The organism is Streptomyces sp. NPDC001544 (assembly GCF_042894285.1).
Lineage (GTDB): Bacteria > Actinomycetota > Actinomycetes > Streptomycetales > Streptomycetaceae > Streptomyces.
Genome location: NZ_JBIAVN010000008.1, coordinates 151,825 through 164,541, shown reverse-complemented (window position 1 = coordinate 164,541; position 12,717 = coordinate 151,825). Strand labels below are relative to the sequence as shown.

At 72.3% G+C, this 12,717-nt stretch carries 11 protein-coding genes; 8 read left to right on the top strand and 3 right to left on the bottom strand.

Going from position 1 to position 12,717, the window contains the following annotated elements:
• Positions 1-48 precede the first annotated feature (48 nt).
• On the bottom strand, positions 49-3,024 hold the full coding sequence (locus ACFY0F_RS21845; RefSeq protein WP_388796646.1) for a tetratricopeptide repeat protein: 2,976 nt from the start codon (positions 3,022-3,024) through the stop codon (positions 49-51).
• A complete protein-coding gene (locus tag ACFY0F_RS21840; protein ID WP_388796643.1) occupies positions 3,021-4,892 on the bottom strand; it encodes an HSP90 family protein in 1,872 nt (623 codons plus the stop codon). The genes ACFY0F_RS21845 and ACFY0F_RS21840 overlap by 4 nt, the downstream gene beginning before the upstream one ends.
• A 171-nt stretch (positions 4,893-5,063) precedes the next feature.
• Here ACFY0F_RS21840 and recG point away from each other — a divergent pair, with 171 nt between their 5' ends.
• The 8 genes from recG (at position 5,064) to mutM (ending at position 12,335) form a co-directional block, all read left to right on the top strand.
• Positions 5,064-7,286: an ATP-dependent DNA helicase RecG gene (recG, locus tag ACFY0F_RS21835; RefSeq protein ID WP_388796640.1), complete on the top strand. Its 2,223-nt coding sequence runs from the start codon at positions 5,064-5,066 to the stop codon at positions 7,284-7,286.
• A 44-nt stretch (positions 7,287-7,330) separates the two neighbouring features.
• Positions 7,331-7,918, top strand: coding sequence for a 16S rRNA (guanine(966)-N(2))-methyltransferase RsmD (gene rsmD, locus ACFY0F_RS21830; RefSeq protein WP_388796637.1), 588 nt, complete (start codon positions 7,331-7,333; stop codon positions 7,916-7,918).
• 26 nt (positions 7,919-7,944) lie between these two features.
• Positions 7,945-8,424 (top strand): pantetheine-phosphate adenylyltransferase, encoded by a 480-nt coding sequence (gene coaD / locus ACFY0F_RS21825; RefSeq protein WP_388797071.1) that lies wholly within the window; start codon positions 7,945-7,947, stop codon positions 8,422-8,424.
• A 98-nt stretch (positions 8,425-8,522) separates the two neighbouring features.
• On the top strand, positions 8,523-9,623 hold the full coding sequence (locus tag ACFY0F_RS21820) for an ATP synthase F0 subunit B (protein ID WP_388796634.1): 1,101 nt from the start codon (positions 8,523-8,525) through the stop codon (positions 9,621-9,623).
• Positions 9,624-9,754: 131 nt separating this feature from the next.
• The gene (locus ACFY0F_RS21815) at positions 9,755-10,405 is read left to right on the top strand and encodes a YceD family protein (protein ID WP_388796632.1); all 651 of its coding nucleotides are present in this window, start codon (positions 9,755-9,757) and stop codon (positions 10,403-10,405) included.
• 2 nt (positions 10,406-10,407) lie between these two features.
• Positions 10,408-10,581 (top strand): 50S ribosomal protein L32, encoded by a 174-nt coding sequence (rpmF, locus tag ACFY0F_RS21810; protein WP_003951102.1) that lies wholly within the window; start codon positions 10,408-10,410, stop codon positions 10,579-10,581.
• 7 nt (positions 10,582-10,588) lie between these two features.
• Positions 10,589-11,395 (top strand): ribonuclease III, encoded by an 807-nt coding sequence (gene rnc / locus ACFY0F_RS21805; protein ID WP_388796628.1) that lies wholly within the window; start codon positions 10,589-10,591, stop codon positions 11,393-11,395.
• Between the two features lie 79 nt (positions 11,396-11,474).
• Complete coding sequence (gene mutM / locus ACFY0F_RS21800; RefSeq protein WP_388796625.1) at positions 11,475-12,335, top strand: bifunctional DNA-formamidopyrimidine glycosylase/DNA-(apurinic or apyrimidinic site) lyase; 861 nt, start codon at positions 11,475-11,477, stop codon at positions 12,333-12,335.
• On the opposite strand, the gene ACFY0F_RS21795 is transcribed toward mutM, so the two are convergent.
• A complete protein-coding gene (locus tag ACFY0F_RS21795; RefSeq protein ID WP_388797068.1) occupies positions 12,308-12,709 on the bottom strand; it encodes a winged helix-turn-helix transcriptional regulator in 402 nt (133 codons plus the stop codon). The genes mutM and ACFY0F_RS21795 overlap by 28 nt on opposite strands.
• Between the last annotated feature and the right edge of the window lie 8 nt (positions 12,710-12,717).

The following is a 12,717-nucleotide window of genomic DNA, read 5'->3' as shown; positions in this document are numbered from 1 at the left end:
GGCCGGGCCTGCCGCGGGCCCCGTGCGCAGCAGAACGGGCGCTGTTGCTCACGGGGACGAGGTGAGCGGTCCTTCGTCCCGTGGCCGGGTGTCCGCGGGGAGCACGTCCAGCAGCTGCTCCGCCTCGGCTCGCCGGGCCTCGACGGTGTCGTCCGTGCCGTCCGCCCCGGCGTAGGCCGCCAGCACCGCACGCGCGCGTGCGGCCGCCTCGGTGGGGCGGCTGAGGTCGGCCTCCAGCCAGCCCGCGGCCAGCTCGGCGGCGGTACGGCTGTGCAGGGCGCCCGCGCCGATCGAGGCGAACGCCGCGACGGCCCGTGTCATCTGGGTCAGCGCGTCCTCGAACGCGGCCCGGATCGCGGCGTCCTCGGCGTCCTCGGACACCGAGCGGGCCAGCAGGTCGCCGCACTGCCGGTGGGTGTGACCGAGCTCGGCGGCGAGCCGCTCCCGGTCCTCCGGATCGTCCGTCTCCTCCAGCGCCGCCGCGCACTCCCGGACCGCCTCCGCCATCAGCTCCCGCGCCGCTTCCAGTCCCGCCTCGGTGCGCAGCGCCAGCCAGGCGCGGGCACGCAGACTGCGCACCAGGCCGTGGACGTTGCCCAGGGAGCGCCACAGATCGCCCGCGCGCGCGTAGGCCCGGTCCGCGTCGGCGGGGAGCCCGGCCTGTCCGAGGGACTCGCCGGCCAGGTGGGCGAGCGTGGCGTGGTCCTGCTGCTCGGGCCAGTGCCGGGCGATCTCGGCGGCCTGCAGCCGGTGCTCGGCCGCCGCCCGGTGCTCGCCGAGCTCGCCGAGGCAGTCCCCGAGCCACCACCGCGTCTGCACGATCGCGCCGTCGCCGTGCGTGTCGGCGGTCAGGTCGGGCAGCGCCGACTCCAGCACCTCGGCGGCCTCCGCGTACCGGCCCTGCCGCAGCAGGAAGCCGCCCAGTTGGTGGCGCGCCCAGGCGCCGAGGCCGGCGGCCTCGCCCGCCTCGTCGGCCCAGTGCGCGGCCTGCAGCGCGTGTTCCGCCGCCTCCCGCACGTCACCCCGGCCGCCGACCACCTCCGCGAGCTGAAGGTGCAACTGGGCCCGGCCGACCGCCTCCACATGGGGTCCGCCGTGTTCCAGGGCCGCCCGCAGCGCCCGTTCGGCCTCGGCCATGTCGCCCCGCTCGTGGGCGAGGCCGGCCACCCGCACCTCGTACTCCACCGCGAACCACGGCAGCCCCGCCGCGACGAACTCCGCCGCGGCCCGCCGGAACAGCTCCGCCGCCCTCCCGGCGTCCCCGGAGTGCTCCGCGGCCTCCGCCAGCATCGCCCGGGCCTCGGCGGTCCGGGACACCAGCCGCACGTCGTCCCCGACGTGCCCGTCGACGAGCGCCAGCAGCTCCCGGATCGCCTGCTCGGCGTCGGGCAGGGCGCCGGGCGCCCCCTCGTGCACCCGGCGCATCAGGATCCGCGCCCGGCTCATCAGCACGGACGCCGCCTGCCGCACGCCGGTGGCCTCCTCGGCGTAGAGGGCGAGGATCCCGTCGTAGGGCTCGGCGACCGCCGCGACCGCCTCGTCGACCCGGCCCGCCAGGGCCCGTATGTACGCCGCACGCGCGCGTGCCGCCAGCGACTCCCCGGCATCGCCCGCTTCCGCGTACAGCTCGGCGGCCCGCTCGAACAGTTCGGCCCCCTCCGGGCCGCGACCCATCGCCTCGTGCTCGACGATCTCCGCGCGGTCCCGCGCGTCCAGCTCGACGCCGTCCGCGGCCCGGGCGACCGCCGCCCACGCCTCGAGGGCGTGCGGCTGGAGGCCGTCCGACAGCCGCCGGGCCTCGGCCAGCAGTGCCTGCAGATCCGGCTCGCCCGAGTCCGAGTCGGTGCCCGTGCCCGTGCCCGCGACGGGCGGAACCGGAGCCTGCGGCCTGGCCGTGACGGCCGGCCCGGCCGCCGTGCGCACCCCGAGCGGCAGCCGCTCCACCAGCGGGCGCCGCGCCATCCGCGCGCGTGCCTCGTCGCCGATGTGAGAGGTGCCGTTGCGCAGGTCGAACCGCCCGGCCAGTTCGAGGGCCTCGGCGCGCGCGTGGGCCGCGAGTTCCCGCGCCGTCCACACCTGCCCGGCCGGGCCCGGTACCCGCCGGCCGCCCAGCCCGAGTTCGGTCAGGCGGTCCATGAGCAGCGCCACCACGGCCATGAAGTCCAGGCGGCTGCGCGGATGCCCGGTGTCCGTGAAGTAGGCCGGCCGCTCGGCGAGCAGTTCCAGGCCGCGCGCCTCGTTGCCGGTGAGCGCGCAGAACTCCACATGGTCCGCGTACGCGCCGCGCATGCTCTCCATCGGCCGCACCAGCCGGAAACCGCGCAGATGGTGGGCGCGGGCCTCGTCCACGCGGCCCAGCCTGAGCAGCGGTACCAGGGAGGAGGCGAGGACACTGTGCGGCTCGTGGGCGCAGCTGTACTCGCCCTCCAGGACCGGCCGCCACAGGTCCAGGGCCTCCGCGTCCCGGCCGCGCTTGACGTGCCAGGTGCCCTGGCCGTGCAGCTCGCAGGCGTGGCAGTCCGCCATCCGGTCCCGGTCGGCGGCCAGCCAGGCCGTGTAGGCCCGCTCGGCGCGGTCCAGGTCGCCGGTGTGCGCGGCCACGCTGAACTCGGCGCTGCGCACGGCCCGTTCGGAGTGTCCGGCCAGCCGGTAGCGGTGCTCCATCTCGCCGAGCCACTTCTCGATGGAGGCCAGCGGCACGTGCGGCTGGTCCAGCATGCCGGCCGACACCCACTTGAAGACCCAGTGCAGGGAGTGCGTCTCGTACTCGTCGAAGTCCCCGGGCCGTTCGTCCCACATGCGCAGCAGCCGCGCGAACGGGACGAACATCTTGTCCTTCTCGGAGCTGTAGTTGTAGACCTTCAGCTGGTGTCCGAGCGCCTCGATCACCGCGAGCGGGATGTCCAGCCTCTCCGCCTCGGCGAGCAACTGCTCGGCGCGCGCGTTGCGGGCCGGGCCCTCCGGCCGCTCGGAGTTCTCCGCCATCGCCCGGCGCAGCGCGTCGAAGTCCGTGATCCCGCTCATCGGTGACCGTCCTCCCCGTTCGCGGATTCCCCGTGTGTAGCCCATTCCAGGAGGCCGATGAACGCGCGGTTGAGCAGCGCGGAGTCCGCGGGCCTGAGCGGGCGCTGCGCCATCAGCAGCGCCTGTCCGTACAGCGACTCGGTCGCGGTGCCGATCAGCTCGGGATCCCGCAGGGAGGCGATCCGCCGGATCAGCGGGTTGAGGTGGTTGAGCACCAGACGCGCGCGTGGCGCGCTGCCGCGCAGCGAGCCGAGGATGCCCGCCCACAGGTCGTCCGCCTGTGCCTCGGCCTCCGCACGGGCCTGCTCGTGCCGGGCCGCCCGGTCGTCCAGGTGCAGCGCGGGCACCGAGACGGGGTGGAAGGCGCGCAGGACGACGTCACAGCCCAGCGGGTCGAGCTTCGCCCGCGCCGCCGCCAGGAAACCGGACAGCGCCAGCTCCTGCGCCGCGTCCACCGCGTCCAGATGGGCGGTCACGGTGTCCGCGTCCAGCTCGGCGACGACCGTCCCCGGGCGCACCGACGGCAGCGCCTCGACCAGCTCGCTGTCATAGGTGTAGCCGCCGTTGACCACCCCGACACCCTGTGCGGAGGCGATCGGGGCGACCTGCCGGTACTCCTCCACCGTCCGGGTGAAGTGCACCACCGGGTGGCGCAGCGCGAACTCCTCCAGGGACAGCTGCCCGTCGGTCGTCTCGAACGGCAGCCACGGCAGCATCGTGCGCAGCATGTCCTTGTCGTGCCGGGCGAGGGACTTCACCCCGAGGTGGTGCACCGACAGGAAGGCCGCCAGCCGCTCCGGATCGCCCGCCGCCAGCCCGGTCAGCCAGGACCGGATCCGCTCGCCGAGCGCTTCCCGTACGGCGGCCAGCGTCTCGTCCTCGTAGAGCGACTCGCGCGAGGCGGTGGGCCGCAGGCTGTCGGTGTCCAGGACACAGCGCACGAAGAACGCCCAACCCGGCAGCAGCTGTTCGGCCCGCTCGGTCAGCAGCATGCCCTTCAGGTGCACCCGGTGCGTGGCGCGCTGGGCCGGGCTGACCGCGGCGGGCAGCACGTACGCCACCCCGCGGATCCCGGCCAGCGGCACGTTCAGTTCGATCGAGTCCAGGGGGGTGAAGCCGAAGGTGTCGTGGCAGTGCCGGGCCAGGGCCACGCGGCGGGTCGCGGGGGAGGGGTGGGGGCGGTCCCAGGGCGCGGGCAGGTCGGTGACCGTCTCCTCGCCCACCCGCACGTCGTAGGGCAGGAGCGAGCCGAAGTCCCGGGCCAGCGCGAGCACCCGCTGCCCGGCCAGCCACTCCCCGGCGTCGGCCCGCGCCACCAGGTGCACCGTGGTGCCCGGTTCCGGCCGGGCCTCGTCGGGCAGCGTCCGCACGGTGTAGGAGCCGTCGTCGCTCGCCGTCCACTCCACCGGCGGAGCGCCGGGCTCACGGGCGCTGCGGCTGACCACCCGGATGCGCTCGGCGACCACGAAACAGGCCAGCAGGCCGATGCCGAACTGGCCGAGGAAGTCGGAGCGGGCCTCCTGCAGCCCGTCGGCGCGTTTGGAGCTGCGGCCGATGGTCGCCAGCAGGCTGTGCACGTCCGACTCGGTGAGCCCGACGCCGGTGTCCTCCACCCGCAGCGCGGCGGGCCCCGCCGAGTCCGCCGGGTCCGTGTACAGCCGCACCCGCGCCGGGGCGTCCGGCTGCTCGGCGCGCCGGGCGGTGATCGCGTCCACCGCGTTCTGCAGCAGCTCGCGCAGGTAGACCTTGGGACTGGAGTAGAGGTGATGGGAGAGCAGGTCCACCAGACCACGCAGGTCGACCTGGAACGTATGAGGTGGCTGTGATTCGTGGGATGCCTGGGCTGACTGTGAGGTCTGGGAGTCCATCGTCGCAGCGCCGCCGGTGGGGGGACTTCGCGACAGCGCGGGGTCGGGCGGCCCCTTGTTGGGGAGGTGGCCGCGGGGGATGGCCGGAGCGCGCCATCCTAGAGCGCGAACAGCCCGGCTGACCAGGACTTTCCCGACACGTATACGGCATTGTCAGTGCCGTGTTGTGCAATGGGTGTCGTGCCCGCACTGGAAGAACCACTGAAACAGCCGCTGAAGTCAGTGCTCGGCCCCGCCACCGCCAAGGTGATGGCCGAGCACCTCGGCCTGCACACCGTCGGCGACCTGCTGCACCACTACCCGCGCAGGTACGAGGAGCGCGGCCAGCTCACCCACCTCGCCGACCTCCCCATGGACGAGCACGTCACGGTGGTCGCCCAGGTCGCCGACGCCCGCCTGCACAGTTTCGCCTCCGCCAAGGCCCCGCGCGGCAAGGGACAGCGCCTGGAGGTGACGATCACCGACGGCAGCGGCCGACTCCAACTGGTGTTCTTCGGCAACGGGGTTCACAAGCCCCACAAGGAGCTGCTCCCGGGCACGCGCGCACTCTTCGCGGGCAAGGTGTCCCTGTTCAACCGGCGGCTGCAACTCGCCCACCCGGCATACGAGTTGCTCAGGGGCGGCGACAGCGAGGAGACCGTCGAGACGTGGGCCGGGGCCCTCATCCCGCTCTACCCGGCCACCGCCAAGCTGGAGTCCTGGAAGATCGGCAAGGCGATCCAGACCGTGCTCCCCGCCGCGCAGGACGCCGTCGACCCGCTCCCCGTCTCCCTGCGCGAGGGCCGCGGTCTGGTGTCCCTCCCCGAGGCCCTGCTCAAGATCCACCGCCCGCACACCAAGGCCGACATCGCCGACGCCCGCTCCCGCCTCAAGTGGGACGAGGCCTTCGTCCTCCAGGTCGCCCTGGCCCGCCGCCGGCACGCCGACGCCCAGCTCCCGGCGGTCGCCCGCGAGCCGCTCCCCGACGGCCTCCTCGCGGCCTTCGACGACCGGCTGCCCTTCACCCTGACCGAGGGCCAGCAGAAGGTCTCCCGGGACATCTTCGGCGACCTCGCCACCGAGCACCCGATGCACCGGCTGCTCCAGGGCGAGGTCGGCTCCGGCAAGACCCTTGTCGCACTGCGCGCCATGCTCGCCGTCGTCGACGCCGGCGGCCAGGCCGCCATGCTCGCGCCCACCGAGGTGCTGGCCCAGCAGCACCACCGTTCGGTCACCGAGATGATGGGCGAGCTCGCCGAAGGAGGCATGCTGGGCGGCGCCGAGCACGCCACCAAGGTGGTGCTGCTCACCGGCTCGATGGGCGCCGCCGCCCGCCGTCAGGCACTGCTCGACCTCGCCACCGGCGAGGCCGGGATCGTGATCGGCACGCACGCGCTGATCGAGGACAAGGTGCAGTTCCACGACCTCGGACTGGTCGTGGTCGACGAACAGCACCGCTTCGGCGTCGAACAGCGCGACGCCCTGCGCGGCAAGGGCAAACAGCCCCCGCACCTGCTGGTCATGACCGCCACACCGATCCCTCGGACGGTCGCCATGACCGTCTTCGGCGACCTGGAGACCTCCGTCCTCGACCAGCTCCCGGCCGGCCGTTCGCCGATCGCCAGCCATGTCGTCCCGGCCGCCGACAAGCCGCACTTCCTGGCCCGGGCGTGGGAGCGGGTGCGTGAGGAGGTGGCGGCCGGCCACCAGGCGTACGTCGTCTGCCCGCGCATCGGTGACGAGGAGGACGATCCGAGGAAGGGCGGCAAGAAGAAGTCCGCGGAGGACGAAGCCGAGAAGCGGCCCCCGCTGGCCGTCCTCGACGTGGCCGAGCAACTGGCCAAGGGCCCTCTGCAGGGCCTCGGGGTCGAGGTCCTGCACGGCCGTATGCACCCCGACGACAAGGACGCGGTGATGCGCCGGTTCGCCGCAGGGGAGACCGACGTCCTGGTCGCCACCACGGTCATCGAGGTCGGCGTCAACGTCCCGAACGCCACCGCCATGGTGATCATGGACGCGGACCGGTTCGGCGTGTCCCAGCTCCACCAGCTGCGCGGCCGCGTCGGCCGCGGCTCCGCGCCCGGCCTGTGCCTGCTGGTCACCGAGATGCCGGAGGCGAGCGAAGCCCGCCGGCGGCTGGGCGCGGTGGCGTCGACGCTGGACGGCTTCGAACTCTCCCGTCTCGACCTGGAACAGCGCCGCGAGGGCGACGTCCTTGGCCAGGCCCAGTCGGGCGCCCGCACGTCCCTGCGCGTGCTGGCCGTCATCGACGACGAGGAGATCATCGCGGAGGCGCGGGAGGAGGCGGCGGCGGTCGTGGCGGCCGACCCGGAGCTGGAGCGACTCCCCGCGTTGCGCACGGCCCTTGACGCGCTGCTGGACGAGGAGAGGGAGCAGTACCTGGAAAAGGGCTGACAGACTGGGAACGGCCACCATCCGCGCACCGACAAGGACCTGAGATGACCCGCGTGATCGCCGGGGCAGCCGGCGGACGCCGCCTGGCCGTCCCGCCAGGGAACGGCACCCGCCCCACATCGGACCGCGCGCGCGAGGGACTCTTCTCCACCTGGCAGTCCCTGCTGGGCGGCCCGCTGGACGGCGAACGCGTCCTCGACCTGTACGCGGGTTCGGGCGCCGTGGGCCTGGAGGCGCTCTCCCGTGGCGCGAGCCACACCCTCCTCGTGGAGTCCGACGCGCGGGCGGCCCGCACCGTTCGGGACAACGTGAAGAACCTCGGCCTCCCCGGCGCCGAGGTCCGGGCGGGCAGGGCCGAGCAGATCATCCAGTCACCGGCGCCGGCGGAGCCGTACGACCTCGTCTTCCTCGACCCGCCGTACGCCGTCTCCGACGACGATCTTCGGGAGATTCTGCTCACACTCCGCACGCAGGGGTGGCTCGCGGCGGAAGCCCTCGTCACCGTGGAGCGCAGCACCAGAGGCGGCACATTCCACTGGCCGGACGGCTTCGAGGCGATCCGGGCCCGTCGCTACGGCGAGGGAACGTTTTGGTACGGTCGCGCCGCCTCTACGTGCGAAGACGCACGATGACCGGACCGGAGAGCGAGGGACCACCAGTGCGCCGCGCCGTCTGTCCCGGGTCGTTCGACCCGATCACCAACGGACACCTCGACATCATCTCCCGCGCCTCCCGTCTCTACGACGAGGTCTACGTCGCGGTGATGATCAACAAGGCCAAGAAGGGCCTGTTCGAGATCGACGAGCGGATCGACCTGATCCGCCAGGTCACCGCCGAGTACGAGAACGTGCGGATCGAGGCCTTCCACGGCCTCCTCGTCGACTACTGCAAGCAGCGGGACATCCCCGCCATCGTCAAGGGCCTGCGCGCCGTCAGCGACTTCGACTACGAGCTGCAGATGGCCCAGATGAACAACGGGCTCTCGGGCGTCGAGACGCTCTTCGTGCCGACCAACCCCACCTACAGCTTCCTCTCCTCCTCCCTGGTCAAGGAAGTCGCCACCTGGGGCGGCGACGTCTCCCACCTGGTGCCGCCGCAGGTCCTCGACGCCCTCGGCAAACGCCTCAGGAAGGACTGACGGGCTGACAGTCCGTCACCCGGTGTCGGACCCGCGTCCCGGGGCCGTACAGTCGTTCCGTCCGTCTCCAACACAGCTGTAGAGAGTGGCGAGCACAGGTGGACGTCCAGAAGAAGCTCGACGAGATCGTCACCGCGGTCTCCAGCGCCCGGTCCATGCCGATGTCGGCCTCGTGCGTGGTCAACCGCGCCGAGCTGCTCGCGATGCTCGAGGAGGTGCGCGAGGCGCTGCCCGGCTCCCTCGCGCAGGCCCAGGAACTGATCGGCGACCGCGAGCAGATGGTCGAGCAGGCCCGTCTGGAGGCCGAGCGGATCATCGAGAGCGCGCACGCCGAGCGCGGCTCGCTGATCTCCGACACCGAGGTGGCCCGCCGCTCCCAGGCCGAGGCCGACCGGATCGTGGCCGAGGCCCGCAAGGAGGCCGAGGAGATCCGGGCCGAGGCCGACGAATACGTCGACTCCAAGCTCGCCAACTTCGAGGTCGTGCTTACCAAGACCCTCGGCTCGGTCGGCCGCGGCCGCGAGAAGCTGCTGGGCACCGGCCCCGGTGTCGACGAGCACGGCTACGAGGACGAGGACGCCCCGGAGCGCAGCCACGACCCGGAGACCCTGCGCCGCGACGCGGACGCCTACGTGGACGTCAAGCTCGGCGCCTTCGAGGCGGTCCTCGCCAAGACCCTCGAGGCCGTCGGCCGTGGCCGTCAGAAGCTGCACGGCCGTATCGCCACCGACGACCTCGGCGCCCTCGCCGACGACTCCACCACCCTGCAGCACTCCAGCGACGCCGACTACCTGGCCGACCTCGCGGCCCTCGCCCAGCAGGACGCCCGGACCGCACAGGCCGCCCAGTCCGAGCAGCAGCCGCAGTACGACCAGCAGTCCGCCTACTCCCCCACCTCCGGCTACGCTCCGGCGGGAGGTGCCCCCATCGAGCAGCAGCCCGACCCCTACGGCGGCTTCCCGCAGCAGCACGGCTACGGCCACCAGGACCCGTACGGCTACCAGCAGGCCGACCCCTACGCCTACCAGGCCTCCTACGACCAGCAGGCCTACGACCCGAACCAGACTCACCAGGCGCAGCAGCTTCACCAGCCCCAGCAGGCCCAGCAGGACTACGCCCTCGACGAGACCAGTCTCTTCGACACCAGCATGATCAGCGCGGAGCAGCTGCGGGCCTACGAGCAGGAGCGCGGCCTGTAGCGACGACCCCGATTGGGCCGTGAGTGAAAGGTCCAGTATCCTGGCTCTTCGGTCGCGTGCACGTCCGCGATCAGCGCTGCCCCGGTACGCAACGGGTGGCGTCCCTCTGAGCTCGAAGATCGAAAGCAGGAATGGCTTCCAACGCGCGCCTCGACCACCGCAACCCTCTCGTGTTCGACACACACGAGCTGGGGCGGCGTCCAGGTGCGCTGCAGCGCCTGACCCGCACGATCGACGCCCCCAGGGACCTCGGTATCCAGGGAGTCATCGGAGTGCCGGAAGGCGCCCCGGTGGAGCTCGAACTCCGGCTCGAGTCGGTCATGGAAGGGGTGCTCGTCACAGGCACCGCCCGTGCAGCGGCCGAGGGGGAGTGCGTAAGGTGTCTGGAGCCGGTCGAGCTGGAGCTCGAAGCGGACTTCCAGGAACTGTTCTCGTACCCTGACGCCGACGACCGGGGCCGTGTGATCGCGGAACCGGGCGACGACGCCGAGGACGACGAGGACAGGTTCTTCCTCGAGGACGGACTCTTCGACCTCGAACCTCTGCTGCGGGATGCGGTAGTGCTCGCACTGCCGATGCAGCCGGTGTGCCGGGAAGACTGCCCGGGCATGTGCTCCGAGTGCGGAGCGCGGCTCGCGGACGACCCGGACCACCACCATGACGCCGTCGACATCCGTTGGGCGGCATTGCAGGGACTCGCCGGCACCATGAAGGACGGCGAGAAGGACGAGATGAGCGGCGCTGACGCGGAAGCGGGCGTCGACGAGAAGCAGGAGAAGTAGCCGTGGCTGTTCCGAAGCGGAAGATGTCGCGCAGCAACACGCGCCACCGCCGGTCGCAGTGGAAGGCTGCGGTCCCCACCCTGGTTGCGTGCGAGCGCTGCCACGAGCCCAAGCAGCAGCACATCGCGTGCCCGTCTTGCGGCACCTACAACAAGCGCCAGGTCCTCGAGGTCTGAGCGGCTGGTGAGAGGCACTGTGTCCACGCCGAAGAAGAACTCAGCGGACAACACGGCCTCGTCCCACACGCTTCTGGAAGGGCGGCTCGGCTACCAGGTCGAGTCCGCCCTTCTGGTGCGAGCGCTGACCCACCGGTCCTACGCGTACGAGAACGGCGGTCTGCCGACGAACGAGCGGTTGGAGTTCCTCGGGGACTCCGTACTCGGTCTCGTCGTCACGGACACGCTGTACCGCACCCACCCGGATCTGCCCGAGGGCCAGCTGGCCAAGCTCCGGGCCGCCGTGGTGAACTCTCGTGCGCTCGCGGAGGTGGGCCGCGGTCTCGAACTGGGCTCCTTCATCCGGCTGGGCCGCGGTGAAGAGGGCACGGGCGGACGGGACAAGGCGTCCATCCTCGCCGACACCCTGGAAGCGGTGATCGGCGCGGTCTATCTCGATCAGGGCCTCGACTCGGCGTCCGAGCTGGTGCACCGGCTCTTCGACCCGCTGATCGAGAAGTCCTCCAACCTCGGAGCCGGCCTGGACTGGAAGACCAGTCTCCAGGAGCTCACCGCGACGGAAGGGCTCGGCGTGCCCGAGTACCTGGTCACGGAGACCGGCCCCGACCACGAGAAGACCTTCACTGCTGCCGCCCGCGTCGGAGGCGTCTCGTACGGCACCGGCACCGGCCGCAGCAAGAAGGAAGCGGAACAGCAGGCCGCCGAGTCCGCATGGCGGTCCATCCGGGCCGCGGCGGACGAGCGTGCCAAGGCGACGGCCGACGCGGTCGACATCGACGCGGGCGCCGGCGACGAAGCCTCCGCTTCCGCCTGACAGGCAGCAAGAGCCGAGCGCCCGCCCCAGCTCAGGGGCGGGCGCTCGGATCGTCCACCAGATGTTCCCGGGGGTCCCGATGCCCGAGTTGCCGGAGGTCGAGGTCGTACGACGCGGCCTGGAACGGTGGGTCGCCCACCGGGCCGTCGCCGACGCCGAAGTGCTGCACCCTCGTGCCGTACGCCGCCACCCGGCCGGTGCGGACGACTTCGCGCACCGCCTCAAGGGGCACCGGGTGGGCACGCCCAGCCGCCGGGGCAAGTACCTGTGGCTGCCGCTCGAGGACACCCGGCAGGCGGTGCTCGCCCACCTCGGGATGAGCGGCCAGCTGCTGGTGCAGCCGGACAGCGCGCCGGACGAGAAGCACCTCAGGATCCGCGTCCGCTTCGCCGACGGCCTGCACACCGAACTCCGCTTCGTCGACCAGCGCACCTTCGGCGGTCTGTCGCTGCACGACACGACCCCGGACGGCCTGCCGGACGTCATCGCTCACATCGCCCGCGACCCCCTCGACCCGCTGTTCGACGACGAGGCCTTCCACCTGGCACTGCGCCGCAAGCGGACCACCATCAAGCGGGCGCTGCTGGACCAGTCGCTGATCAGCGGCGTCGGCAACATCTACGCGGACGAGGCACTGTGGCGCTCGCGTCTGCACTACGAGCGTCCCACCGGCACCTTCACCCGCCCCCGCACCAGCGAACTCCTCGGCCACATCCGGGACGTGATGAACGAGGCCCTCGCCGTGGGCGGCACCAGCTTCGACAGCCTCTACGTCAACGTCAACGGCGAGTCCGGCTACTTCGACCGCTCCCTGGACGCGTACGGCCGGGAGGGCCTGCCCTGCCGGCGCTGCGCGACGCCCATGCGCCGCCGGCCCTGGATGAACCGGTCCAGCTACTTCTGCCCGAAGTGTCAGCGGGCGCCGCGCCTGGCGTCGTAACGCTCGCGGGCGGCCAGCACCCCGTCCATCCGGCCCTCCACGCAGTGGATGAGGTCCAGCAGGCGGGTCGCCACCTCGCGGCCCAGCGGGGTCAGGTCGTAGTCCACCCGCGGCGGGTTCGTCGGCTGCGCCTCGCGGTGCACCAGGCCGTCGCGCTCCAGCGCCTGCAGGGTCTGGGAGAGCATCTTCTCGCTCACGCCGTCGACACGGCGGCGCAGTTCGTTGAACCGCAGCGAGCTCTCGTACAGCGCGCCGAGGGTGAGCGAGCCCCAGCGGCCCGTGACATGCTCCAGGGTTCCCCGCGACGGGCAGGCCCGCGCGAACACGTTGTAGGGGAGGTCCCGCTCCTCCGCGCCCGGCTGACTCTCGTGCATGACGGTCA

Bases quoted from the DNA above. Each gene is read 5' to 3' on its own strand.
- ACFY0F_RS21845 (WP_388796646.1), bottom strand. From the start codon at position 3,024: ATGAGCGGGATCACGGACTTCGACGCGCTGCGCCGGGCGATGGCGGAG.
- ACFY0F_RS21840 (WP_388796643.1), bottom strand. From the start codon at position 4,892: ATGGACTCCCAGACCTCACAGTCAGCCCAGGCATCCCACGAATCACAG.
- recG (WP_388796640.1), top strand. From the start codon at position 5,064: ATGGGTGTCGTGCCCGCACTGGAAGAACCACTGAAACAGCCGCTGAAG.
- rsmD (WP_388796637.1), top strand. From the start codon at position 7,331: ATGACCCGCGTGATCGCCGGGGCAGCCGGCGGACGCCGCCTGGCCGTC.
- ACFY0F_RS21815 (WP_388796632.1), top strand. From the start codon at position 9,755: ATGGCTTCCAACGCGCGCCTCGACCACCGCAACCCTCTCGTGTTCGAC.
- mutM (WP_388796625.1), top strand. From the start codon at position 11,475: ATGCCCGAGTTGCCGGAGGTCGAGGTCGTACGACGCGGCCTGGAACGG.
- ACFY0F_RS21795 (WP_388797068.1), bottom strand. From the start codon at position 12,709: ATGCACGAGAGTCAGCCGGGCGCGGAGGAGCGGGACCTCCCCTACAAC.